This is a genomic window from Plantactinospora sp. BC1, assembly GCF_003030345.1.
Taxonomy (GTDB): domain Bacteria; phylum Actinomycetota; class Actinomycetes; order Mycobacteriales; family Micromonosporaceae; genus Plantactinospora.
On sequence record NZ_CP028158.1, the window covers coordinates 3,496,456 to 3,521,896 of the forward strand.

Sequence of the window (25,441 nt, forward strand, 5' to 3'; positions counted from 1 at the left end):
TCGGCGAAGACTAGGGTTGTCAGGTGACCGACGAACCACCCCTGCGCCGTCGGGCCGCGCAACGCCGAGCAGGGGACGAGCCGCACAGCCTTCCGGCGTCCGCGCCGGATCCCGAGACAGTGGGGCCCGACCCAACGCCCGGCGGGCCCGTACCGCTTCTCACCCCTCGCGACGGCACCCCGGCCCCGGTCGAGACAGCCGACGGCCTGGCCGACGTGGTGTCCCGATTCGCGGCCGGCACCGGCCCGGTCGCCGTCGACGCCGAGCGCGCCTCCGGCTACCGCTACAGCCAACGCGCCTACCTCGTCCAGCTCCGGCGGGCGGGGGCCGGCACCGCGCTGATCGATCCACTGCCCCTCGGCGACCTGCGCACCCTCGACGAGGCGATCGCGGACGCCGAGTGGGTGCTGCACGCGGCCAGCCAGGATCTCGCCTGCCTCGCCGACCTCGGGCTGCGGCCGAGACGCCTCTTCGACACCGAGCTGGCCGCCCGGCTCGCCGGCTTCGAACGGGTCGGCCTGGCCGCGCTGACCGAGCAACTGCTCGGCTTCACCCTGGAGAAGCACCACTCGGCGGCCGACTGGTCCAGCCGGCCGCTGCCGGAGTCCTGGCTCACCTACGCCGCGCTGGACGTGGAGATGCTCACCGAGCTGCGGGACAAGCTCGCGGCCGAGCTGGAGCGGCAGGGCAAGGCGCAGTGGGCGGCCGAGGAGTTCGCCGCGCTGGTGGCCTGGGGCGCCCAGCCGGCCCGGCAGCGACCTGACCCGTGGCGGCGGACCTCCGGCATCCACCGGGTGCGGGGGGCGCGGGCGCAGGCCCGGGTGCGGTCGCTCTGGTACGCCCGGGACGAGATCGCCGCCCGCCGCGACTCGGCGCCCGGCCGGGTGCTGCCGGATGCCGCGATCATCGCGGCCGCCGAGATGGACCCGAAGGACGAGCGGACCCTGCTGATGCTGCCCGGCTTCGGCGGCCGCTCGGTACGCCGGCTCGTCCGGACCTGGCTGGACGCGCTCGCCGACGCCCGGCAACTGCCCGACGACGCGCTGCCGGTGAGCCCGACGGTCGACGGGCCGCCCCCGCCGCATCGCTGGGCCGAACGGGACCCGGTGGCGGCGGCCCGGTTGGCCCGCTGCCGTGAGGTGGTGACCCGGATCGCCGCGGCGCACACCCTGCCGCCGGAGAACCTGATCACCCCGGACTCGGTACGCCGGCTGGCCTGGATCCCGCCGGAGGAGATCACCGCCGACACGGTCGCCGAGACGCTGCGCGGTTACGGCGCCCGGGGCTGGCAGGTCGGCCTGATCGCCGAGGAGCTGGCGGCGGCGCTGGTCGAGCCGAAGACCTGACCCAACCCGCTCCGGCCCGTCGGCGGCACAGCCTCCGGCGGGCCGGGCGGCGATCAGCGCCCGAGACGGTGAACCGGGCGACGGTCGGCGGCCGGCAGAGTCAGCCGGGGGCGCCGGTCAGCGGCCGAGACGGCGAGCCGGGGCGGCGGTCAGCGGCCGCCGGAGGAGTGCAGGTGCAGGGCCGGCCGGCGGATGCCGAGCAGTTCGTCCCGGATCCGGCACCACTGCACCGCGTGCCGGATGCCGTCGGCGACGGAATACTCCGGCTTCCAGTCGAGCAGCAGCCGGGAGCGGGTGCTCCGGGTGAACGAGCCGGCCGCGTCGCCGGGGCGGGGCGGTGCCTCGCGGGTGCGTACCGGCCCGACCGCCTCGGTGAAGGCGGCGACGAGTTCCCGGACGGTGGTGCCGTCCCCGGTGCCGAGGTTGACCGCCTCCACCGACCGGTCGCCGCCGGGCGGCAGGATCTCGTCGAACCGGCGCAGCGCGCAGACGTGCGCCCGGGCCAGGTCCCAGACGTGGATGTAGTCGCGGATTCCCGAGCCGTCCCGGGTGGGCCACTCGGTACCGGTGATCAGGAACTCCCCGCCGTCGGTCCAGGCGTCGATCAGTTTGCCCAGCGCGTGCGTCGGCCGGGGCAACTGGAGGCCGGTACGCAGCCGTGGGTCGGCGCCGATCGGGTTGAAGTAGCGCAGCGAGAGCGCCCGCAGCCCGGTGGCCTCGGCGGTGTCCGCGAGCACCGTCTCCATCATCGCCTTGGTCCGGGCGTACGGGCTGGCGGGCGCGAGCGGTGAACTCTCGTCGACCGAGAGGTCGGCGCCGGTCCGGTAGATCGCCGCCGAGGAGCTGAAGACGAAGCGGGTGATCCCGTTGCGGATCACGTGGTCGAGGAAGTCGAGCGACTTGGCGACGTTTTCCCGGTAGTAGCGCAGTGGCTCGCTGACCGACTCCGGCACCACGATCAGCGCCGCCGCGTGCACCACCGCGCCGATCTCCGGGTGCTCGGCGAAGATCCGGTCCAGCAGCCCGCCGTCGGAGATGTCGCCCCGGTAGAAGGTCCGTCCCCGGGTGAACTCGACCCGTCCGGTGCAGAGGCTGTCCAGGATCACCGGCTCGATGCCCTCGTCGAGGCAGGCCGAGGCGATGGTGCTGCCGATGAAGCCGGCACCACCGGCGACCAGCACCTTCACCCGTACTCCTGGCTGATTCGGAAGTTTTTTCGCTATTGCTCGGCGTTTAGCCGTCAATAGCGGGATTACGGAGCATCCAGCCGGACGATATGTGGTCCGAGCCACACGGGGGGCGCAAACGACAGTAGTTACTGGCTAGTAGCATCCGAGGTACCGCCCACCCGGGCCCCTGCGGCAAGGAGGCTCCAGTGCCCCGTGAAGTTCGGGATGTCGTCTTCGTCGACGGCGTCCGCACCCCGTTCGGCAAGGCGGGTGGGATGTACGCCCACACCCGCGCCGACGACCTGGTGATCCGCTGCATCCGCGAACTGCTGCGGCGCAACCCGCAACTCCCGCCGGAGCGGGTCGACGAGGTGGCCATCGCCGCCACCACCCAGATCGGCGACCAGGGCCTCACCATCGGCCGTACCGCCGCGCTGCTCGCCGGGCTGCCCAAGACGGTGCCCGGCTACGCCATCGACCGGATGTGCGCCGGGGCGATGACCGCGGTCACCACCGTGGCCGGCGGGATCGCGATGGGCGCCTACGACGTGGCCATCGCCGGTGGCGTCGAGCACATGGGCCGGCACCCGATGGGCGAGGGCGTGGACCCCAACCCGCGGATCCTGGCCGAGAAGCTGGTCGACCCCTCCGCGCTGGTGATGGGCTCCACCGCCGAGAACCTGCACGACCGGCTCCCACACATCAGCAAGGAGCGCGCCGACGCGTACGCGCTCGCCTCCCAGGTCAAGACCGCCAAGGCGTACGCCAACGGCAAGCTCCAGCCCGACCTGGTGCCGGTGGCGACCCGCGACCCGGAGAGCGGCTGGGGACTCGCCACCGCCGACGAGGCGCCCCGGGAGACCTCGCTGGAGAAGCTCGGCACCCTGAAGACGCCGTTCCGCCCGCACGGCAAGGTCACCGCCGGCAACGCGGCCGGACTCAACGACGGGGCCACCGCCAGCCTGCTCGCCGCCGAGGACGTCGCCCGGGAACTCGGGCTGCCGGTGTCGATGCGCCTGGTGTCGTACGGCTTCGTCGGGGTCGAGCCGGAGGTGATGGGCTACGGCCCGATCCCGTCGACCGAGAAAGCGCTGCGGATCGCCGGGCTCTCCATCGACGACATCGGCCTCTTCGAGCTGAACGAGGCGTTCGCGGTGCAGGTGCTCGCCTTCCTCGACCACTTCGGCATCGCCGACGACGACCCCCGGGTCAACCCGTGGGGCGGGGCGATCGCCATCGGCCACCCGCTCGCCTCCTCCGGGGTACGGCTGATGACCCAGCTCGCCCGGCAGTTCGCCGAGCACCCCGAGGTCCGGTACGGCATCACCGCGATGTGCATCGGCATCGGCATGGGCGGCACGGTCATCTGGGAGAACCCGAACTGGGAAGGCGGCGACGACAAGTGAGCGCGAGGAGTGAGCCGGTTTTGCGAGCCCCGCAGTCCGATCGGAAGGTGGCGCAGTGACGGTTCCGCGTAACCCGAACGAGGTGGTCACCCGTTCGCTGCTCCGGCTGGTGAACCTGCCGGGGCTGGACCGGCCCGCCGCGCTGATCACCCTGGACAACGGGTTCGACCACACCAAGCCGAACACCTTCGGCCCGGCCGGACTGTCCAGTCTGGACAACGCGATCACCGAGGCGCTCGCCGCCGAGCCGGCGTTCGTGGCGGTGACCGGCAAGCCGTACATTTTCTGCGTCGGCGCCGACGTCACCGGCATGCCGCTGCTCGCGGACCGCGACCAGGCCCGCGAGATCGGCCGGCTCGGCCACCGGGTCTTCGGCCGGCTGCGCACGAGCGCGGTGCCGACCTTCGCCTTCGTCAACGGCGCCGCGATGGGCGGCGGGCTGGAACTGGCGCTGCACTGCCACTACCGGACGCTCTCCGGCGGCGCCGCCGCGCTGGCCCTGCCCGAGGTCTCCCTCGGCCTGGTCCCCGGCTGGGGCGGCACCCAACTGCTGCCCAACCTGATCGGCATCGCCGGTGCGGCCCAGGTGGTCATCCAGAACCCGCTGATGCAGAACCGGATGCTCAAGCCGAAGCAGGCCGCCGAGCTGGGCATCGCGGACGTGCTCTTCGAGCCGGCCGACTTCCTGGAGCGCTCGCTGGAGTGGGCCGCGCAGGTGGTGCGCGGCGAGGTCCAGGTGACCCGGCCGGAGGTCGACCGGGAGATGTGGGACGGCGTGCTCTACTTCGCCCGGCAGACGCTCGACGAGCGGCTGCACGGCGCGGTCCCGGCCGCGAACCGGGCGCTGGAGCTGCTGGAGCTGGCCCGCGAGGCGCCGGACGCGCCCGCCGAGGGCGACCCGGACGGGCTGCCCAGGGGGATGGCCGCCGAGGTGGAGGCGCTGGCCGAGCTGGTCTTCAGCGAGGAACTGCGCAGCGGGCTCTACTCCTTCGACCTGGTGCAGCGCCGGGCCAAGCGACCGGTCGGGGCGCCGGACAAGGGCCTGGCCCGGCCGGTGACCAAGGTCGGCATCGTCGGCGCCGGCCTGATGGCGTCGCAGCTCGCGCTCCTCTTCGCCCGCCGGCTCCAGGTCCCGGTGGTGCTCACCGACCTCGACCAGTCCAGGGTGGACAAGGGCGTCGGCTACGTGCACGCCGAGATCGACAAGCTGGTCGGCAAGGGCCGGCTTCCCGAGGGTACGGCCGCCAAGCTGCGCGGCCTGGTCAGCGGCTCGGTCGACAAGGGCGTCTTCGCCGACGCCGACTTCGTGATCGAGGCGGTCTTCGAGGACCTGGCGGTGAAGAAGCAGGTCTGGGCGGAGCTGGAGAAGATCGTCTCCCCGGAGGCGGTACTCGCCACCAACACCTCCTCGCTCTCGGTCAGCGCGATGGCCGCCGACCTGGAGCACCCGGAGCGGGTGGTCGGGTTCCACTTCTTCAACCCCGTCGCGGTACTGCCGCTGCTGGAGATCGTCCGGGGCGAGCGGACCGACGACGCCACCCTGGCCACCGCGTTCGCGGTCGGCAAGGAGCTGCGCAAGTCCTGCGTACTGGTCGCCGACGCCCCGGCGTTCGTGGTCAACCGGGTGCTGACCCGGTTCCTCGGCGAGATCTTCGCGGCCGTGGACGCCGGCACCCCGCCCGAGGTCGCGGATGCCGCACTCGACCCGCTCGGCCTGCCGATGCGCCCGCTGGCGCTGCTCCAGCTCGTCGGGCCGGCGGTGGCGTACCACGTCGGCGGAACGCTGCACGCCGCCTTCCCGGACCGGTTCGGGGTCAGCGAGAACCTGCGGCGGATCGCCGAGTCCGGTAAGCCGCTGGTGGTCGACGGCGACGTCAACCCGGAGGTGGCCGGGCTGCTGGAGGTCGGTTCCGCACCGTTGACCGCCGAGCAGGTACGCCAGCGGGCACTCGACGCGCTGGCCGAGGAGATCCGGCTGATGCTGGACGAGGGTGTGGTCGCCGAGCCGCAGGACATCGACCTCTGCATGATCCTCGGCGCCGGCTGGCCGTTCCACCTCGGTGGCGTCACGCCGTACCTGGACCGGACCGGCACCTCCGAGCGGGTCACCGGCCGCCGGTTCCTGCCCCCGGGCGTCGCGAGCCTGCCCGGCTGAGCCGACCCGGCCACGATCGCAGGTGATCAGGGACCTGTCCCGGCGAGTCGCACGGCGCGCTGTGCGACCTGGTCCCTGATCACCGCGATCTGCCCGGACACCGCTGGTGTCCGGCGGTGGCCTGCCCGACCGGGCGGGGGCGCCGGCCGGGCAGGGCTCAAGATTCGCTTACCGGACTGAACTGCCACTGGACGTGGACTGGATTCGTCCCGTCGGGAGGACCCCGGAGGACTCCGGAGGACCCCGGAGGCCCACGGAAGCCCACGGAAGCCCCGACGGAGGCATCCTTCACGGAGTCTCCACGTCCGGAACACAGTCGCCCCGCACCGGTTGCCTAGCGTCGCAGGCATGCGCGTCAAGCTGATCCTGCCGGCCCTGACCGAGGCGACCAGCCCGTTCTTCCGACCGATCAAGTACTCGCTGTTCCCGCCGCTGGGCCTGGCCACCCTCGCCGGCTATCTGCCGGAGGACACCCAGGTGAGCCTGCACGACGAGCACGTCGAGCGGCTGGACCTGACCGACGATCCCGTCCCGGACCTGGTGGTGATCCAGGTCTACATCACCTCGGCCCGCCGCTCGTACGAGATCGCCGACCACTACCGGGCCCTCGGCGCGTACGTCGTCCTCGGCGGCCTGCACGTCACCGCGCTGCCGGACGAGGCGGCGGCCCACGCCGACACGATCTTCCTCGGTCCGGGCGAGGACACCTGGCCGCAGTTCCTCGCCGACCTGCGCCGGCGCGAGCCCAAGCCCCGGTACGTCTCCACCACCCGGACCCTCGCCGGCCTACCCCCGGTACGCCGGGACCTGATCGCCCGGCACCGCTACCTGGTACCGAACTCGATCGTGGTCTCCCGGGGCTGCCCGCACCACTGCGACTTCTGCTACAAGGACGCCTTCTTCGAGGGCGGGAAGTCGTTCTACACCCAGGCGGTCGACGACGCGCTGGCCGAGATCGAGCGGCTCCCCGGCCGGCACCTCTACTTCCTCGACGACCATCTGTTCGGCAACCGCCGGTTCGCCCGGGCCCTCTTCGACGGGATGGCCGGGATGGGCCGGCTCTGGCAGGCCGCCGGCACCGTCGACGCGGTACTCGCACCGGACCTGCTCGAACGCGCCGTCGACGCCGGGCTGCGCAGCCTCTTCGTCGGCTTCGAGACGGTCAACGACGGCAACCTGGCGGCGACCCGCAAGCGGCAGAACGTCGGCCGGGACTACTCGGCGGTGGTACGGCGGCTGCACGAGCACGGCGTGATGGTCAACGGCAGCTTCGTCTTCGGGCTGGACGACGACGGGCCGGACGTCTTCGACCGTACGGTGGGCTGGGCGGTCGAGCAGGGGGTGGAGACGGCAACCTTCCACATCCTCACCCCGTACCCCGGCACCGCGCTCTACGACCGGATGGTCGCGCAGGACCGGATCCTGCACCGGGACTGGGACCGGTACGACACCCGGCAGGTGGTCTACCGGCCGAAGGGGCTCACCCCGAGCCAGCTCACCGACGGCTACCACCGGGCCTACCGGGACTTCTACCGCTGGCCGGCGATCTGGCGCGGAGCCTCCACGAAGGAGAGTCTGCGCGGCCGGCTGCGGCACGTGGCGTACGCGGGCGGCTGGAAGAAGTTCGAGCCGGCCTGGCACACGCTGATCCGGGCCGGCCAGGTGCTGCACGCGCTGCCGCTGCTGGAGGCGGTGCTCGGCGGCTTCGGCGAGCGGGCGTCGGGCCGGGGCACCGGCCGAGGCACCGGCCGGGCGGACACTGACGCCGTCGGTCCGGGCGTGGGTGCGGGCGTCGGTCCGGCCGGCGGGGGCGGGGCGAATCCGGTTGCGCCGCCGCTGGTACCCGTCGAGATTCAACGGCATGGATCGTGAGACGACGAGCCGGAACCGGGTCGCCTGGGAGACCGCCTCCGGCAAGCACGTCCGGGAATACCAGGACCTGCTCCGGCAGGCCCGCGACGGCTCGTCGCTCTTTCCGGCCGAGGTCGCGCTGCTCGGGCCGCTGCTGCGGTCGGCGCCGAGCGTCGTACACCTACAGAGCGGGCACGGCCTCGACGACGTCGCCCTGGTCCGGGCCGGGGCGCGCGCCGTCTGCGGCGTCGACTTCAGTTCGGTCGCGGCCACCGCCGCCGCCCGCCGGGCCGCCGAACTGGCGCTCCCCTGCCGGTACGTCGTCGGCCGGCTGCCCGGCGCCCCGCTGCGGGACGGCTGCGCCGACCTGGTCTACACCGGCAAGGGGGCGCTGATCTGGATGCCCGACCTGACCGCCTGGGCCCGGGACGTCGCCCGGCTGCTCCGCCCCGGCGGCCACCTCTTCGTCTACGAGGGGCATCCGGCGGTACCGCTCTGGAGTTGGGACCCCGACGAGCCCCGGATCCGACCCGACCGCAGCTACTTCGGCCGGTCGCACGTCAACGACACCTTCCCGGCGAACGGCGCCGTGGAATGGCAGTCGACGCTGGGCGAGGTGGTCAACGCGGTACTCGGGGCCGGCCTCGAACTGCGCCACCTCGCCGAGTTCCCCGAACCGTTCTGGCGGCCGGACGGGGTCTCGGCGGCCGCCTGGCAGGGTCGGCTGCCGAACACGTACGCCCTGCTGGCCCGGCTGCCCGGCTAGTGCCCTGACCGGAAGCGTCGATGGTGTCGGTCAGGGCACTACGCTCCCCTGATGCGTCCGGAAGCCGTACTCGAACAGACCAACTGGCGGGCACTGGCACACAGCCACGGGCCAGCCTGGCCGGAGACGCCGCGACTCCTGGCGGGGTTACTGACCGGTGACCGTGACGACGCGCGGCGGGCTCTTTCCCACCTGTGGGAGGAGTTGTTCCACCAGGGCACCATCTACGAGGCGACACCCGCGGCGGCCCGGTTCGTCGCCGTGGCGCTGGCCGATCCGCGGGTCCGGGCCCAGCCCGGCCCCAGCCGCGAATATGGCGACGGACCGCTGCGGGCCGCACTGCTGCTCTGGCTGTCCCAGCTCGGATACGCGATGGGTGTCCAGTGGCGGGAATGGTTCGGCGATGACGCCGCCGGCGGCGAGAACATCGGCGGCCCGCTCCGCCCGATGCGGCAGCGACTCTTCGCCGTGGTCACCGCCTGCCTCGACGATCCCGACGGGAACGTACGCGACGCCGCCCTCATCGCCGCCGTGAACCTGGCCTCCGCACCCGAACTCACCCCGCACCGCGCCGCCCTGTCCGCCCGCGTCGGAGCCGCTGTCGCCGCCGACCCGCACTGGCGTCACACCGAAACCGCAATGCTCAACCTGCGTTACTGGGGTGGGCACGACCTTCGTCGGACGGAGCCCGCGCTACCGGCCTACGAGCCGCCGCAGGGCGCCTACGATGACGCCCCTTTCTAGTGCTCTGAGCAGGAACGCTGCCGGCGCGGAGCGGCCCGGGCGACCGCTCCGCGCCGGTGCGCCGTGGCTCAGCCGGCGCGCTCGGCGGCGCTCCGCTCGACGCAGAACTCGTTGCCCTCCGGGTCGGCGAGCACCGCCCAACCGGTGCCGTCCGGCCGGCGGTGGTCGGCGACCAGGGTGGCACCGAGCCCGAAGAGCCGGTCGACCTCCTCGTCCCGGGTCCGGTCGGCCGGTTGCAGGCAGACGTGCAGCCGGTTCTTGCCCGACCTGCCCTCCGGTACCCGCTGGAAGAAGACCTGCGGGCTGACGCCGTCCGGCGACAGCAGGGTGATCTCGTCGTCGCCCGGCTGGTCCTCCGGTCGCAGGGACCGGTCCAGCACCTGGGCCCAGAAGCTGGCGAGCCGGTACGTGTCGGCGCAGTCGAAGCTGACGTTGTGGATGATGGAACTCACGGATCCTCCATGCGGGAGTGTGCGCCCCGCGGAGGAACGCGGGTCGGTCAGCGGTGGCCGAAGCGAGGCGCGGGACAGGACAGCGCAACCATCTACCGCACCTCCTCCCATGATCCGGGCTGACGGCGGCAAGCCTCGCACGAAAGATCAAGATCGGCAACCGGGATTTCCACCGTGGGTCGGGCCGGGCTCCGCCGACCGGCCGGGCGGGACGGCGCGACGACAACGCCAAGCACACGGACGGCCACCGGGCGGTGAGCGACACGCCGGAAATTCGGCCGGTACACCGGCCGGACCGGTTCGGCCGTAAGGATGAGCGGTCAGGCCGGCTGGTCCGCTGGGCCGAGAGGAAGCACGACGACAGGCAAGGAGCGATCGGTGCCCCTCCCACAGCTTCGCCGGGTCCGCTGGGCCGTGCGCGCCACCCTCGCGCTCGGGGTCGCCGCCTCGGTGGTCGCCAACATCCTGCACGCCAGGGACAACCCGATCAGCCAGGCCATCGCCGCCTGGCCGCCGCTGGCGCTGCTGCTCACCGTCGAGTTGATCTCACGGGTACCGGTGCACCGCCGCTCCCTCGCGTTCGCCCGGATGGCGGCCACCGCCACCATCGCCGGGATCGCCGCCTGGGTGTCGTACTGGCACATGGTCGGGGTGGCCGCCCGGTACGGCGAGACCGGCGCGTCGCCGTACCTGCTGCCGCTCTCCGTCGACGGTCTGATCGTGGTGGCCAGCATCTGCCTGGTCGAGTTGGGCGGCCGGATCGCCACCGCCCAGGCCGCGACGACCGCCGGAGCCGCCCAGGCCGCCCCGGCACCCGGCGACGGGCCGCTCGGCGCGGCCGAACCGGTCGGCGCCATCCAACGGGTCGGCGCGGTCGAACCGGTCGGCGCCGTCGAACGGGTCGGCACGGTCGAAGCGGCCGGCACGGTCGAACGGGTCGGTGCGGTCGGCGCGACCGGACGGGTCGGCCGGGTGAACGGCGAGATGCTCGCCGTGTCGACCGGTGGGGCTGGGACGGCTAACGGGACGGGAACGGGCACGGCAAACGGGGCGAGCACGGCTCCGCCCGGCCGGGCCGAGACGGGCGTGAGCGGCGGTGCGGGCGCGGGGATGTCGGCCGGCCCCGCCACCAGGCCCCGCAAGGCGGCGACCGGAACGGCCCGGAAGGGAGCCCCGACCGGTCGCGCGGCCAGGTCGGGCGCTGCGGCCCGGCCGCGCCGGCCGATCACCGAGACCGCCGCACTGGCGGCGGCGATCCAGGCCGAACGCCCCGAGGCCAGTGACGCCGACGTGGCACAGGAACTCGGCATCACCACCGCCCGCCTGCGGGCGATCCGCCGCGAGGTACGCGAACTCGACCTCGTCGCGTAAGCCGGGAGCCGGGAGCCGGGAGCCGGAGGCCGGGAACCGCCGACGGAGCGGCCGGTCAGCCCGGTGCCGGGTCGGTCTCCGCCAGGTCGCTCGGGGTGCCGGGGGTCGGCTGCGGCGACGTACCCGGAACCGGCGCGTTGGCCGGGACCGCCCGGCTGGACGCCGAGCCCAGCGGAACGGTGCTGGCGGTGCTGGCGGTGCTGGCGGCGACGCTCGCGGGTACCGGCCGGGCCGGCACGGGGCCCGGGCCGCCGCCGACCACCGCCGAGGCGGCCACCACCGGAGTGGTCTCGGCGGCCGGCAGCGTCACCGTCACCTCCAGCCCGCCACCGTCCTGGGCGATCGCTCTGATCGTGCCGCCGTGCGCGTCGCAGACCGCCCGGACGATCGACAGCCCCAGCCCGGAGCCCCGGGCGCCGGTCCGCTCCCGACCGCCCCGCCGGAACGCCTCGAAGAGCCCCGGCACGTCCGCCTGCTCCACCTCGAAACCGGTGTTGCCGACCACCAGCCAGGCCTGCTCGGGATCCGAACCGGTCCGCACCCACATCCGTCCGTGCAGGTGGTTGTAGCGCACCGCGTTCTCGATCAGGTTGCCGGCCAGCCGCTCCAGCAGGCCGGGATCGCCGACCACCGGTGCCGGCGACAACGCCGTCTCGACCTGGAGCTTGAGCCGGGTGGTCTCGTTCCGGACCGCCGAGAGCGCCGCACTGGCCCCGGTGGCCAGGTCGGTCGGCGCCTTGCGGGCCAGCCGGCGACCGGACTGCGCCTCGCTGCGGGCCAGCACCAGCAGCGCGTCGACCAGGTTGTTGGCCCGCTCGGACGCGTCCCGGACCACCGTGGCCATCCGCCGGTACTCGGCGACGTCCGCCTCGTCGTCCGCCATCGTGACGTCGATCTCGGTACGCATCACCGCCAGCGGCGTACGCAGCTCGTGCGAGGCGTTGGCGACGAAGCGTTTCTGCGCCTCGAAGGCGTCCGCGATCCGGTCCAGCATCGCGTCGAAGGTGCCGGCCAGCTCGGCCACCTCGTCGTCCGCACCCGAGTAGCGGATCCGCTGGTCGAGGGTGGCCTCGCCGAGCCGTCGGGCGGTCGAGGTGACCTGGTGCAGCGGGCGCAGCGCCCGGCCGGCCACCGCGTACGCCCCGAGCACCCCGACGACACTGATCACCAGCAGCGCCAGCAGCCCCTTGACCAGCAGTTCCCGGGTCGCCGCCTGCGCCATCTCCCGCTGCCACTCGATCGCGCCGACCGTCCGGCCGTCGGAGAGTTCGAGCGTCGGATTCGACCGCAGCCGGATGTCCGGGGTCAGCGCGTCCCCCACCAGCAGCCAGGCGAGCACCACCAGGATCGCCCCGGCGCCGATCAACAGGACGCCGTTGAGCAGGGTCAGCCGCAGGCGCAGGGTGGGCCGCACCCGGGGCCGGCGACGGGTCAGATAGACGGTCACGCGCTCACCTGCCCTGGCACGTACGGGTCGGGTATCCGGTAGCCGGCGCCGACCACCGTCTCGATCAGCGGGGGGTCGCCGAGTTTCTTCCGCAACGTCATCACGGTCACCCGGACGGTGGTGGTGAACGGGTCGGTGTTGGCGTCCCAGACCCGTTCCAGGAGTTCCTCGCTGGAGACCACCGCCCCGCGAGCCTTGAGCAGCTCCTCCAGCACGCCGAACTCCTTACGGGTCAGGTCGACCGCCGCGCCGCCCCGGGTCGCCACCCGCCGGGCCGGGTCGACCACCAGGTCGGCCACGGTCAGCACCGGTGGGGTGACCGGGGTCGCCCGGCGGCCGAGGGCCTGCACCCGGGCGACCAGCTCGTCGAAGGCGAACGGCTTCGGCAGGTAGTCGTCGGCGCCGAGCTGGAGCCCCTCGACCCGGTCGGCGACCGTACCGCTGGCGGTCAGCATCAGCACCCGGGTCAGCGCCTCCGAGGTGACCAGGTCGGCACAGATCTGGTCGCCGTGCACGCCCGGCAGGTCCCGATCGAGCACCACCACGTCGTACCGGGTGACGAAGGCCATCTCGTGCCCGGTCGAGCCGTCGTACGCGACGTCGACCGCCATGCCCCGCCGGCGCAGCCCCCGGACGATCGCGTCGGCCAGGTTGCGCTCGTCCTCCACCACCAGTACCCGCACCACGACCTCCCCGGCTGCCTGTAGGGGACAACCTATCCGTGCCCGACAAGTGACAGCCGGCAGGCGCGACCCGGCCGGTCAACCGGGCAGGCGCCACACCCCGATCGAGGCGTCCGGCCGGCGGCAGTGCAGCACCGTGGCGGACAGCCCGCAGTCACCCGACACCCCGGGGAGCACCGCCAGCAGCCGGCTCCGCCAGGTCGCCGGATCGAACTCCACCACCCAGGCCCGCTGGTCCGCGCCGTACCGGAGGCCGACGAACCGCGATCCGCGCGGCGCGAGGAAGGCCCAGGAGCCGAGGTCGGCGAGTACCCGCCCGGTGGCCGGATCGAGGATCGAGAGCGACTCGGTCCCGCCGCCGTCACCGGACCGCGCGCCGAAGAGCGTGTCACCGACGCTCCAGATGCCGGTCCAGCGCTCGTCCGACCAGCGGATCGCGCCGGTCCGCCCGTCCCGGAGGCTGACCCCGTGCTGGGGGCGCAGACTGCACAGGTCGACTCCGCAGCGGACCGGCCCGTACTCGACGACGGGCTGGAACGGGACCGACCAGCGCCGGTCCAGCCGGGGCAGACCGTACGCGGTCACCGTGCTCTCGTCGTACACGAAGAAGAGCCCGGCGGCGACGTCGCCCCGCCAGTTGCTCCGCGACCCGGCACCCGGCGGTGGCAGCCGGACGGCCCGCAGCACCGCGCCGCTGCCGAGGTCGCGGACCTCGACCCGACCGGACGGCAGGGTGAGGACCAGGGTCGAGGCGCGGACCGGTGCCGTCCAGTCGCCGGCCGACAGGTCGAACGACGGCACGGCACCGGCCGGCACCGGCAGTGACCACCGCACCGCACCGGAGGCCGGATCGACCGCCTCCAGCGTGCCGGGCCCGCTCTCCCCGTCCGGCCGCCACTCCTCGCCGGACGCCCGGAGCACCAGGTCGCCGCGGGTGCTGACCGCCATCAGGCTCGCCTCGCGGGTCCAGGCCACGGCACCGGCCGGCACGTCCAGCACGGTCAACCGGGCCTTCCGGCCCGTCGGTCCCGAATAGGTCAGCAGCAGCAGGTGGTCGCCGAGCGACTGGAGGCTGTCGACGTCGTCGGTCGGCAACGCCACCCGCCAGCCCGGCTCCGCCTCCGGCAGCCGGTACGCGGCCAGCTCCGCACCGCCCTCACCGGGCCGCCCGGGTTCGGCGACGAACATCCACTCCCGGTCGGCGAGGACGGTGGCGCCGAGCCGGGCCGGTACGGTCTCCTCCGGCCAGCCCTGCGGGACCGGGCCGCCGGCCGCCACCGTGCCGAGCAGCCCGGCCAGCACCGCCGCGAGCAACCCCGACCGGGGCGTGCGGCGCCGGCCCGTCCGCCGCCGCACGGTCCGGTCCGGCCCGGACAGCTCCGCGCCGGCCCCGGCGGTCAATTCACCAAGCTCGATGGTCGGCATTCCCCTCCCTCCCCGACTCCCCCGGCCCGGCCCGGCGGGACGCCGTCCGGATGGTCCGGTATGGGCCGGCAGGCTGGTCCGGCACACTCCGGTCACACCGGAGCGGGTAGCGGCAATTCGGACGCGAACCCACCTGTACGATGGCGCCTCGTGGCAATTCCGGTGGTGGACAACTCTTCGGACGCCGAAGCCGGCTCGACCGAGGTCGGTCGATCTCGACAGTGGCGGGTCTTCCGAGCGCCCGCACGGGTCGACGTACTGGCCATCGGAGCGTACGTCCTGCTCGGCGTCTTCGTGTGCGCCAACTACTGGGTCGACGTCAACCACCGGGTCTCCTCACACCTGCCGACCGACCACAGTTGGTTCGAGTGGCTCTTCGCGCACGGCGCGTACTCGGTGCAGCACCTGGAGAACCCGCTCTTCTCCGCCCGGCAGAACGCCCCGGACGGGGTGAACATGATGGCCAACACCTCGCTGTTGGGCGTCACCCTGCCGCTGGCCCCGCTCACCTGGCTCTTCGGCCCGCAGGTCACGTACGCGCTCTATCTCGGCGGTGCGCTCGCGGCGACGGCCGCCACCTCGTACTGGATGCTCTCCCGGTATCTGGTCTCCTCGCGGGGCGCGGCCTTCGTCGGCGGGGCCTTCCTCGGCTTCGCGCCGGGCATCATCCACCACGCCAACGGCCAGCCGAACTTCGTCTCCAACTTCCTGCTCCCGCTGATCGTGGTCCGGGTGTTCCGGCTCGGCGAGCCGGGGCGGTGGCTGCGCAACGGGCTGGTGCTGGGGCTGCTGGTGGCGTACCAGATCTTCATCAACGAGGAGATGCTGCTGCTCACCGCGCTGGCCTGCGCGGTGGCGGTACCGCTCTACGCCGCCTTCCGCTGGTCGGTGCTGCGGCACCGGGTCTGGAACCTGCTGCGCGGCCTCGGCGTCGGCGGCGCGCTGGCGCTGCTGCTGGCCGGCTACCCGATCTGGTACCAGTTCAACGGCCCGCAGTCCTACCGGGGGCTACAGGGCGGCGTCTTCCACAACTGGGGCGAGGACCTGCGGGCCTTCGTCACCTACTCCCGGGACACCATCGCCGGCTCGCCGGAGGTGGAGAAGACCATCGGGGTGACCGAGCAGAACACCTGGCTGGGCTGGCCGCTCGTCGGGCTGGTCGTGCTGGTCGCGGTACTGCTCTGGCGGACCTCCGTGGTCGCCCGGATCGCCGCGCTGCTCGGTGCCGGTTTCGCGCTCGCCTCGCTGGGCCGGCAGATCCGCTACGACGGCCGGCTCACCGAGCACGAGGGTCCGTGGCACCTGCTGCCGGAGGACCTGCCGCTGATCGAGATGATGATGCCGACCCGGCTGAGTCTGGTCACGGTCGCCGCCGTCGGGATCCTGGTCGCGCTCGCCTGGAACGACGTCGCCCGGAGCGGGCGCCGGCCGGCCGCGGCGAACGGTGCCGCCCCGAACGGTGCCGCGTCGAACGGTGCCGCGTCGTCCGGCGGTGCGGGCGGCGACGGCGTCACGTCGTCGGTCGGCGCCTCGGCCAACGGGGGCCCGGCGTCCGGCGGCGCTTCGCTCGACCTCGCCGGGGCGGTCGAGCCGGCCCGGCCACGACTGCGGATCTTCGCGTACGCCGCGATCGTGCTCGCGCTGCTGCCGATCGTCCCGCGCCCGCTGCCGGCCATGCACATCGACCCGCCGCCGCACTTCATCAGCTCCGGGGCCTGGCGACCCTACGTGCCGGCCGGCCGGACCCTGGTGCCGGTACCCATCCCGAGCAACGTGCACGGCCTCTCCACGCTGCGCTGGAGCGCGCTGACCGGGCAGGAGTTCCCGATCCCGGCCGGCTACTTCATCGGCCCGGACGCGCAGGGTTTCGGGGTCTTCGGCGCACCGTCCCGGCCGACCAGCCTGCTGATCTACGGGACGATGGACCGGGGCGCGGCACCCCTGGTCACCGAGGAGAACCGTCGCCAGGCGATCGAGGACCTGCGGTTCTGGAAGGCCTCGGTGGTGGTGCTCGGCGACCACCCGGCCGCGCCCGCCCTGCACGTCCTGCTGGCCGGGCTGCTCGGCCCCGCACAGCGGGTCGACGACGTCTGGCTCTGGGACGTCCGGTCGCTGGTCGGCTGAGCCGCTGAGGTCGACCGACCCGCTGAGATCGACCGACCCGCTGAGATCGACTGACCCGCTGAGCGGGGTCGGGACCTCCGGGCCGGGACCTCCGGGCCGGGACCTCCGGGGCGGGCGACGGGATCAGTCGACGAGGGCGCGGACGTCCCAGACCCAGGCGCCGGAGATGTCCCGGCCCGGCCCGAGCAGTTGGTCGAGAGTCTCCCTGACCGGCACGCCCCGGTGCAGGCCGCCCTGCACCACGATCGCGGCCCGCCAGTGCCGCAGGTCCTCGATCGCCTGCCGCCGTTCGGCCTCGCCGATCGGCGGCACCTCACCGGTGGCGGCGACCCGGTCCAGCAGCACCGCCGTCGGGCGGTCCGGCGCACCCCAGCGCGCCTGCGGATCGTCCGGCCCGGCGGGTCCGATGAAGTAGCCGCCCGGCGCGGTGAAGGCCAGCCCGGTCCGGGCCGACCAGTACATGCCGGCGGTCGCCTCGGAGCCCCTGGTCGGCGGCACGGCCACGAGGGTACGCCCCGGCGGCACGTACGACCGCCACTCGCCGCTGGCGACGAACTCCGGTACCGGCCAGACCGGCCTGGTCTCCAGCGGCGTCGGCACCAGCGGCAGCAGTACGGCGACCACCGCCCCGGTCCAGAGCAGCCGGACCGGCACCCGCCCGCCGCCCGTTGTCACGCCGCCCGTTGTCCCGTCCTCCGTCGTGCCGCCGCCCGGCGTACGCCGGAAGACCTCGTCGAAGGCCAGCGCCAGCAGGATCGCCAGGGCGGGTACGCAGATCAGCGGGAACCGGGCCGGCACCGCCAGGTCGATCAGCGGCAGCCCGGAGACCAGCCGGTACGGGCCGGGCAGCTCCAGCACCTCCCCGCCCAGCCGCACGTCCTCGCCGAGCGAGAGCGCGGCGAAGACGAGTGTGCAGAGCACCAGCGCCCGCACCAACGGCCGCCGCCACTGCCAGATCGCCACCACCGCGCAGAGCACGATCAGCCCCAGCCCGAAGAAGGAGTTCTCCTCGGTCAGGTTCGGCGAGAGCATCCCCGGCACCGAGTCGTGACCGGTGATCGACTGTCGGGACGCGGCGGTGAACGACGCCAGGTCCAGCGGGTACGCCTTCGGGTCGAACGGTAGCCCGCGGTAGTGCCCCGGCCCGAAGAACTGGAACCACAGCGGGTACGCCAGCAGCACCACCCCGACCCCGGTACCGACGCCGAGCCGGCCGAGGAACGCCGGGGCCAGCCGCCGGGCGGTACGCGGGGCCGAGAGCGCGTAGCCGACGGTGAAGAGCCCGCAGGCGAGCACCAGGAAGGCCAGCACCTCCTCGCCGAGGAAGACCTGATAGCTGACCAGCACGCCGAGCAGTACGCCGCGCCGGAGCACCCGGTCGGTGCGCGGGTCGAAGACGACCGCGAGGATGGCCGGCACCAGGAACTGGGCGATCATGTGCAGGTGCCCGGTGGCCTGGGAGATCATCCCGGGCGCGAACCCGCAGAAGAGGCCGGCGACGGCCGCGCCGAGCCGGGAGTCGACGATCCGGCGGGACAGGAAGAGATACCAGGCGGTGGCCGTACCGGCCAGCGCGAGCACGACCGCGAGCAGATAGCTGGCCTGCGAGCCTGCCAGCAGGGTCACCGGGGTCAGCGGCACGCCGAGGCCGAGCACCGAGGTGTTCGCCATCAGGTTGATCCCGTCCGGCGCGTTCAACGCGGTGCTGTAGAACGGGTTCTCCAGGTGGGTCACCGCCCGGGCGGCCCGGGCCAGCATCCACTCGAAGAGCATCATGTCGTTGCTGGCGTAGGTCATCCGGTCCCGATGCAGCCAGAGCCCGGAGGTGACGTGGCCGGCGGCCGCCAGGTAGAGCAGCACGACCGCCGCGTCGACGAGCGGAGCCCGCCGCCGCGCCGACCAGGCCCGCAGCGCGCCGAGCCGGTCGGCGGCGACGCGCCGCAGCGCCGCCCGGCGACCGGCGGCGGTCGACGACACGGCCGCCGGGACCGCGACGTCCGGCGCGGTCTCGGCGGGTCGACCCGGCCCGCTCACCCAGCCGTGCGGTCGGTCAGGGCGCGCACGTCCCACACCCACACGTCGGCGGTACGCCGGGCCGGGCCGGCGAGCTGGTCGACGGTGCTGCGCAGCGCCTCGACGTTGTCCTGCCGGACCGGGAGCACCAGGATCGCGGCCCGCCAGTGCCGCAGCTCGTCCAGGGCGCGCCGGCGCTGCCGGTCGGTCAGGGTCGCCGGCTGGCCGCTGGTGGCGACCCGGTCGAGGACCGCGCTGAGCCCGCTGGGCCGGCCGCCGAACCGGCCGGGGTCGCCGGTGTTGCCGTTGCGGGGCGCCAGGAAGTAGCCGCCCGGGATCTTGAAGTCGAGGTTGACGGCGGCGGCCCAGCGCATCCCGTTGGTGTGCCCCATCGCCGGGATCGGCACCGGCACCAGCGTCTGGTCGGCGCCGACGTACGGTCGCCACTGGCCGGAGGTGATGAAGTGCGGCACCGGCGGCCGGCTCACCTCGCGCAGCGGCAGCGGCAGGATCGGCACCAGCGCGATCGCCAGCGCGGCCACCACCACGGTTCGCAGCGCCTTGCGGTCGGCGATCTCCAGCTTCCAGGCCCGGTCGGTGGCGAGTGCGAGCAGCAGCCCGATCACCACGGTGGTGATCAGGCCGAACCGGGTCGGCACCACCGCGTCGAGCAGCGGGGCCCGGACCAGGACGTCCCACGGCCCCCAGAAGGCGCCCCGGTTCCACCAGGAGATCCGCTCGCCGAGCGAGAGGATCGCGAAGAGCAGGCCGGTCACCGCGAGCGCCCGGATCACCACCTCGCGGCGGAGCCAGACCACGATCGCCACGGTCAACAGCGCCAGGCTCCAGCCGAAGAAGGCGTTCTCCTCCGAGTAGTTCGGGGCGAGGTCGAGGTTGGCCCGCTGGTTGCCGCCGAGCGTGGTGGAGCCGGGTACGAAGAACGCCGCCAGGTCGTTGCCGTAGTCCCGTACCGCGTCGCTGAGCCCGTGGTACGCCTGCCGCCCCGCGAACTGCACGATCAGCGGGTACGCCAGCAGCGCCCCGGCGAGCACCGTGCAGACCGCGAGCCCGGCGCCGAGCGGCCGCCACGCCGCCCTCCACCGGGACGGCTCCTGCACGAGTACGGCGAGCAGGAAGACCCCGCAGGCCATCGCGGTGAAGAGCAGGATCTCCTCGTTGATGAACGCCTGGTAGGTGACCAGCAGGGCGAGGATCACGCCGTCCCGGACCGGCCGGGTGGAGCGGGTCAGCACCAGTACCCGCCAGACGATGAACGGCAGCAGGAACTGCGAGATGATGTTGGGGTGCCAGTTGGCATGCGAGAGCAGCGCCGGGGAGAAGCCGCAGAACCAGCCGCCGACGATCGCTGCGATCGGCGCGCTGACCAGGTGCCGGGAGATCACGTAGTACCAGGCGGAGGCGGTGCCGGCCAGGCCGATCGTCACCAGCACCACGAAGGAAACCGCCGGCCCGAACAGCAGCGTCACCGGCACCATCGGGATGCCCAGGCCCAGGATCGCCGTGTTGGCCATCAGGTTGACGCCGTCGGGATAGTTCAGCCGGTCGGTGAAGAACGGGAACTCGCCGTGCAGCACCACCCGGACGGAGTGTGCCAGGAAGTACTGCACCTGGGCGGGGTCGCTGCTGTAGAGCGAGGCGACCCGGCCGGCCGGGTCGAGCCAGATCTGGCTGGTCACCCAGAAGCCGGCGACCAGGAAGGCTGCGTAGACGGCGAGGTCGCGTCGCCAGGTGGGCCAGCGGGCCGGCCGGGTGGCCGGGTGGCCGGTGTTCCGGTCCGGGGTACCCGAGCCCTCGCCCGCGCCGCCGGAACGCGGCGCCGGCTCCCGGTCGGCGGCGGGTGCCGTCGACGCGGTCTCCGAGCCGGTCTCGGGACCGGTGCCCGAATCCGCCGGCTCCGCCGCGCCCCCGTCGGTTCCGGTCGCCGTTCGGCTTCCCGACTCGGGGCCCTCCGGGTCCGGGGTGCTGTGCAGGCGTGGCTGGGCAAGCGTCACAGTCGGCGGAGTCTACAGGAGTACCCCATTGGTCCCAGTTGCCTGGGCGGCGGGTTTCCGCAGGGCGAGTCGCGTCACCGCACCGGCCGTCCCCGATCGGTCGGGCTTTTCCGGGTCACGCCCGAGCCGCGTCCGAGATCTCGTAGGATGTGGCTTCTGTTGACGACTGAGGCGGATCGGGAGCACAGCGGTGGGTTCACTCCCTCGTAGCGGGATCGTCGGCGCGGCCCTCACCCTGGCCCTCCTCACCGGCGGCTGCGGCACGGTTCCCAAGGAGCCCCCGGTCGCGCTCCGGGTCGGCTACGACACACTGGACGGCACGCTCCAGGTCTGGCCCTCACGGGGCAGCCTGGCCGGTGATCCACAAGCGACCTCGGCGGTGGCCCGGGCCGTCGACGAGTGGCGCTCCCCGGTCGAGGACCGGGTGCACCTGCCCTCCTCCGGCATCCTCTGGCTCGGCGAGGTCGACGGCAACCGGCTCGCCCTGGTCGCCGCCGACGTGCCCGGCGAGGCGGGCTCCTGGCTGTTGCAGCTGACCGGCGACGGAGCCGACTTCCGCGTCGACCGGGCGGTGGAGTACACCGATCCCGGCTACCTGGTCTACTCCGACGTACTGCCGGTGCAGCTGCCCACCGGCCGGCGCTACCTCGTCTCCGCCCGGGTGGACCGGCTCCTCGGGCCGGACCGCCGGCCGCTGGCCGTCAACGACGGCCTGACCGGCCCGGTCGCGCTGCCGGCCTGCGCCGCCCGCACCGTCACCGCCCGGCTGCGCCCCAGCGAGTCGCTGCCGAGCGGCAAGGCCGCCGACCGGCTCATCGACCTCGGCACCGGCATCGAGGGGCCGCGCTATCCGCTGGTCGGCGACGACACCGGCTCCGGCGCGAAGGTGCTGGACGGCCTCGACACCTGCGCCCTGGCCAGCAAGACCGGGCCGTTCGGCAGCATCCCGCACCGGGTGCACGGCGAGGTCCACCCCGGATCGGTGCCGGTCTCCTGGCCGATCGACCGGCTGTCGACGAAGGAGTTGGCCGAGGTCGAGCTGGTCGGTGCCGGGGATCAGCCGGCCAGGCTCGAACAGCTGAGCTGGCGTACCGACGAGGGGATGATGACGGCGGCCCTGCTCCGGCCCGCCGAGGGCCCGCCGGTGGTCTCGGCCGCCGACCGGCTCGAACCGCTCCAGGCGTACGTCCTGCCGCTCTCCAGCCCCGTCGTGGTGCTGGCCTGGCAGCCGAACCCGGAGACCAGCCTCGCGGTGCCGCCGAACACCACCCGCCTGGTCGACCGCCCCGGCCTCGTCGTGGTGCCGAAGCCGACCACCCGGGAAACCTTCAGCCTGACCACCCCGGACAAGACCACCGACCGCTCGGCCGGCGGCAACTGAGCCGCGCTCGCGATCGGGCTGTTCCGGTGATGTGGTGGCCTCGCCGTCGGACGAAGCCACCACATCAGCGAAGCAGCGGGATCAGGCGACGCCCCGGCCGTTGCGGCCCTTCGTGGCCCGGTCGCCGTTGGGGGCGGTGACGCGGACCGGGGCGATGGGTTCGTCGTCGAGCTGGGAGACCCAGCCGGTGACGTCCCGGGCCACGTCCTGTGCGGTCAGTCCCAGGTCGGCGAGGATCTGCGCCCGGGTGCCGTGCGGCTGCCAGACCGACGGCACGCCGAGGTCGCGTACCGGCACCCGCAGGTCGGCGTCGCGCATCGCCTTGGCCAGCGCGTCACCGACCCCGCCGGCACGTACGCCGTCCTCGACCGTGACCACCAGCCGGTGGCTGCCGGCCAGCGTGACCAGCTCCGGCGGGATCGGCCGCACCCAGCGCGGGTCGACCACCGTCACGCCGTACCCCTGCTCGGCGACCCGGGCGGCCACCTCGACGCCGAGCTGCCCGAAGGCGCCGACCGCGACCAGCAGCACGTCGGTGCGGGCGGACTCGGCGAGTACGTCCACGCCGCCGGAGACCGAGTCGGCGGCGGTGATCCGGCGTACCGCCGGCAGGTCGGCGACGACGGAGCCGGTCGGGAAGCGCAGGATCGTCGGCCCGTCCTCGACCGCGACCGCCTCGCGCAGCTCCGCCCGCAGGGTGGCGGCGTCCCGGGGCGCGGCAATCCGCAGCCCGGGCACCACCCCGAAGACGGACATGTCCCAGATGCCGTAGTGGCTCGGCCCGTCCGGGCCGGTGATCCCGGCCCGGTCCAGCACGAACGTCACCGGCAGCCGGTGCATGGCGACGTCGAGCAGCACCTGGTCGAAGGCGCGGTTGAGGAAGGTCGCGTAGACGGCCACCACCGGGTGCAGGCCGCCCATGGCGAGGCCGGCGGCCGAGGTGGCGGCGTGCTGCTCGGCGATGCCGACGTCGTAGACCCGGTTCGGGTACTTGCGGGCCAGCGGCGCGATGCCGGTCGGCTCGGCCATCGCGGCGGTGATGCCGACCACGTCCGGCCGCTCGTCGGCGATCGCGACCAGCTCCTCGGCGAAGACGTGCGTCCACTTCACCGAGGGCGCGGCCAGCAGCTTGCCGGTCTCCACGTCGAAGGCGCTGCTCGGGCCGTGCAGGCAGTCGGCGTCGTCCTCCTCGGCCGGGCGGTAGCCCAGACCCTTGCGGGTCACCGCGTGCACTATCACCGGCCCGCCGAAGCCCTTGGCCCGGCGCAGCGCCGACTCCATCGCCGCCACGTCGTGCCCGTCGACCGGGCCGAGGTACTTGATGCCGAGGTCCTCGAACATCGCCTGCGGCGCGACCGCGTCCTTGATGCCCTTCTTGACCGCGTGCAGCACCTCGTACATCGGCCTGCCGACCAGCGGGGTGGAGCCGAGCGCCTCCTTGACGGCGTCCAGCACCTTCTCGTAGCCGGGGTTGAGCCGCAGCGTGGCCAGGTGGTCGGCCAGGCCGCCGATCGTCGGCGCGTACGACCGGCCGTTGTCGTTGACCACGATGACCAGCGGGTTGCGGGCGGTGGCGATGTTGTTCAGCGCCTCCCAGCACATGCCGCCGGTCAGCGCCCCGTCACCGACCACCGCCACCACGTTGCGCGACTCGCCGCGCAGCGCGTACGCCTTGGCCAGCCCGTCCGCATAGGAGAGCGCGGTCGAGGCGTGCGAGTTCTCGATCAGGTCGTGCTCGCTCTCCGCCTGGCTCGGATAGCCGGAGAGGCCACCGCGCTGGCGGAGCTGGTCGAAGCCCTCCTGCCGCCCGGTGAGCATCTTGTGCACGTACGCCTGGTGCCCGGTGTCGAAGAGGAAGCGGTCCCGCGGCGAGTCGAAGACCCGGTGCATGGCCAGGGTCAGCTCGACCACCCCGAGGTTCGGGCCGAGGTGCCCGCCGGTCCGGGAGACCTTCGCGACCAGGAAGTCCCGGATCTCGGCGGCGAGCAACGCCAGTTGCTCGGCGGACATCCGCTTGACGTCCCGCGGCCCACGGACCGTGCCCAACAGCCGTCCGGCGGACGTCTCCGACTCCTCCACGGTCATGCCGTCACCTCGCCGCGCTCGGCAGGGGTATCGGGCCGCACGGCACTGGGCTGGCTGATTCGCTCCCTACACAGGCTCATAGCCGCAGAGTCTATCGGGGCCGGGCCGGCCCGCAGCCGGGCCGCCGAAGCAGTGCCCCGGATCGCGCTGCCAGAGCCGGTCGCCGGGGTTCGACGCTGGACCGGCGGGCAGGGTAGCCGATCGGGAGCCCCCCCGGCTGCCGAACCGCCTCGCCGGCCGGTTGCGGGCGGTCGGCGATCAGCAGAGTCCCGTTGACCGGACGGTGCGGCGGTCGCGGACAGTCGACGACCAGGCACCGCGAGTGGTGGGTCGGGGTTCCGCCGAACGAACGAAAAATCGGGCAGATGCCGTCAAGGGCCGTAGCATGGCCGGTAATCCCACCCTCCCCTAAGGTCTCGACATGTCGCCTGCTGGCTCCCGCCCCGACCGGTCCCCCGGTCGCGCCCGAACCACCCCGACATCCGGCCGGTACGCCGCCGGTCAGCTCCTCGCGGTCGGCATCGTGTTGCTGGTCGCCCTGCCGCTGCTGCCGCTGATTCTGCTGATCGTCGCCTGGATCCGGCTCCGGGACCGGGCCGCCGCCCGGGCCGCCCGCCGGGATACGGAGGCGGTCCCCACCGCGCCCCGGTCCGCCCTGCACGCCACCCCCTGACCCGCCTCGCCCCCCCGCCCGCTCCCGCCCGCGATTCGACGCCGCCACGCCGGTCGGTTCGCCGGTCGCTACGCCGGTCGGTTCGCCGGAAACCGCCTTGCCCGTCCGATCGGTGATCCCGCAGAGTTGCCGACGGAGCTGGAGAAGACCCACCGGTTCCTCGCCGAGCGCCTGCCGGCCACGACGGTGGCCCTGGACGGTACGCCGGGCCGGGCCGAGGGCATCGTGCTGCGGTCGGAGGACGGGTCGGCGATCGCCAAGGCGCGCTTCCAGGACTACGAGCGGACCCTGATGCGGCGCCGTACCGGCCGCTGAGGCGGCGGCGGAGGTCGGGCCCG

Annotated in this window: 18 protein-coding genes and 1 pseudogene; 11 read left to right on the top strand and 8 right to left on the bottom strand. The window is 73.5% G+C overall.

The window, feature by feature from the left end; all coding sequences use genetic code 11:
• Window positions 1-23: 23 nt before the first annotated feature.
• Entirely contained in the window at window positions 24-1,346 is a 1,323-nt protein-coding gene (locus C6361_RS15065; protein ID WP_107268117.1) for a ribonuclease D, read from the top strand.
• Between the two features lie 149 nt (window positions 1,347-1,495).
• Here C6361_RS15065 and galE read toward each other — a convergent pair whose 3' ends face one another.
• A complete protein-coding gene (gene galE / locus C6361_RS15070) occupies window positions 1,496-2,533 on the bottom strand; it encodes a UDP-glucose 4-epimerase GalE (protein ID WP_107268118.1) in 1,038 nt (345 codons plus the stop codon).
• 188 nt (window positions 2,534-2,721) lie between these two features.
• On the opposite strand from galE, the gene C6361_RS15075 reads away from it, so the two are divergent.
• From C6361_RS15075 to C6361_RS15095, 5 genes are all read left to right on the top strand, one after another.
• A complete protein-coding gene (locus C6361_RS15075) occupies window positions 2,722-3,921 on the top strand; it encodes an acetyl-CoA C-acyltransferase (RefSeq protein ID WP_107258658.1) in 1,200 nt (399 codons plus the stop codon).
• Between the two features lie 55 nt (window positions 3,922-3,976).
• Window positions 3,977-6,076: a 3-hydroxyacyl-CoA dehydrogenase NAD-binding domain-containing protein gene (locus tag C6361_RS15080; protein ID WP_107258657.1), complete on the top strand. Its 2,100-nt coding sequence runs from the start codon at window positions 3,977-3,979 to the stop codon at window positions 6,074-6,076.
• 348 nt (window positions 6,077-6,424) lie between these two features.
• Window positions 6,425-7,948 (top strand): radical SAM protein, encoded by a 1,524-nt coding sequence (locus C6361_RS15085; RefSeq protein ID WP_107268119.1) that lies wholly within the window; start codon window positions 6,425-6,427, stop codon window positions 7,946-7,948.
• Entirely contained in the window at window positions 7,938-8,693 is a 756-nt protein-coding gene (locus C6361_RS15090; protein WP_107268120.1) for a bifunctional 2-polyprenyl-6-hydroxyphenol methylase/3-demethylubiquinol 3-O-methyltransferase UbiG, read from the top strand. Before C6361_RS15085 ends, C6361_RS15090 begins: the two co-directional genes overlap by 11 nt.
• A 51-nt stretch (window positions 8,694-8,744) precedes the next feature.
• Entirely contained in the window at window positions 8,745-9,437 is a 693-nt protein-coding gene (locus tag C6361_RS15095; RefSeq protein ID WP_107268121.1) for a hypothetical protein, read from the top strand.
• A gap of 68 nt (window positions 9,438-9,505) precedes the next feature.
• Here C6361_RS15095 and C6361_RS37020 read toward each other — a convergent pair whose 3' ends face one another.
• Window positions 9,506-9,889: a VOC family protein gene (locus tag C6361_RS37020; RefSeq protein WP_159079331.1), complete on the bottom strand. Its 384-nt coding sequence runs from the start codon at window positions 9,887-9,889 to the stop codon at window positions 9,506-9,508.
• Window positions 9,890-10,267: 378 nt separating this feature from the next.
• Between C6361_RS37020 and C6361_RS38180 the strand changes: the two genes are divergently transcribed.
• The gene (locus C6361_RS38180) at window positions 10,268-11,260 is read left to right on the top strand and encodes a DUF2637 domain-containing protein (protein ID WP_234359507.1); all 993 of its coding nucleotides are present in this window, start codon (window positions 10,268-10,270) and stop codon (window positions 11,258-11,260) included.
• Window positions 11,261-11,486: 226 nt separating this feature from the next.
• Here C6361_RS38180 and C6361_RS15110 read toward each other — a convergent pair.
• From C6361_RS15110 to C6361_RS15120, 3 genes and pseudogenes are all read right to left on the bottom strand, one after another.
• Window positions 11,487-12,695 (bottom strand): annotated as a pseudogene (locus C6361_RS15110) (sensor histidine kinase); the annotation flags it as partial.
• A gap of 8 nt (window positions 12,696-12,703) precedes the next feature.
• Window positions 12,704-13,390, bottom strand: a complete 687-nt coding sequence (locus C6361_RS15115; RefSeq protein WP_107263962.1) for a response regulator transcription factor — start codon at window positions 13,388-13,390, stop codon at window positions 12,704-12,706.
• 78 nt (window positions 13,391-13,468) lie between these two features.
• Complete coding sequence (locus C6361_RS15120; RefSeq protein ID WP_159079332.1) at window positions 13,469-14,815, bottom strand: PQQ-binding-like beta-propeller repeat protein; 1,347 nt, start codon at window positions 14,813-14,815, stop codon at window positions 13,469-13,471.
• Between the two features lie 162 nt (window positions 14,816-14,977).
• Here C6361_RS15120 and C6361_RS15125 point away from each other — a divergent pair, with 162 nt between their 5' ends.
• Entirely contained in the window at window positions 14,978-16,939 is a 1,962-nt protein-coding gene (locus C6361_RS15125; RefSeq protein WP_107268124.1) for a hypothetical protein, read from the top strand.
• A 123-nt stretch (window positions 16,940-17,062) separates the two neighbouring features.
• Here C6361_RS15125 and C6361_RS15130 read toward each other — a convergent pair whose 3' ends face one another.
• Complete coding sequence (locus C6361_RS15130; protein WP_234359508.1) at window positions 17,063-18,973, bottom strand: hypothetical protein; 1,911 nt, start codon at window positions 18,971-18,973, stop codon at window positions 17,063-17,065.
• Window positions 18,970-20,964 (bottom strand): hypothetical protein, encoded by a 1,995-nt coding sequence (locus tag C6361_RS15135; RefSeq protein ID WP_234359509.1) that lies wholly within the window; start codon window positions 20,962-20,964, stop codon window positions 18,970-18,972. Before C6361_RS15135 ends, C6361_RS15130 begins: the two co-directional genes overlap by 4 nt.
• 190 nt (window positions 20,965-21,154) lie before the next feature.
• Between C6361_RS15135 and C6361_RS15140 the strand changes: the two genes are divergently transcribed.
• Entirely contained in the window at window positions 21,155-22,345 is a 1,191-nt protein-coding gene (locus tag C6361_RS15140; protein ID WP_107268125.1) for a hypothetical protein, read from the top strand.
• An 81-nt stretch (window positions 22,346-22,426) separates the two neighbouring features.
• Here the strand turns inward: C6361_RS15140 and dxs are convergent, their stop codons facing one another.
• Complete coding sequence (gene dxs, locus C6361_RS15145) at window positions 22,427-24,430, bottom strand: 1-deoxy-D-xylulose-5-phosphate synthase (protein ID WP_199853358.1); 2,004 nt, start codon at window positions 24,428-24,430, stop codon at window positions 22,427-22,429.
• Between the two features lie 421 nt (window positions 24,431-24,851).
• On the opposite strand from dxs, the gene C6361_RS37025 reads away from it, so the two are divergent.
• The gene (locus tag C6361_RS37025; protein WP_159079333.1) at window positions 24,852-25,103 is read left to right on the top strand and encodes a hypothetical protein; all 252 of its coding nucleotides are present in this window, start codon (window positions 24,852-24,854) and stop codon (window positions 25,101-25,103) included.
• 126 nt (window positions 25,104-25,229) lie between these two features.
• Window positions 25,230-25,418 carry a hypothetical protein gene (locus C6361_RS15150; RefSeq protein ID WP_107268126.1) on the top strand — a complete coding sequence of 63 codons (189 nt, stop codon included), beginning with the start codon at window positions 25,230-25,232 and terminating at the stop codon, window positions 25,416-25,418.
• Window positions 25,419-25,441 lie beyond the last annotated feature (23 nt).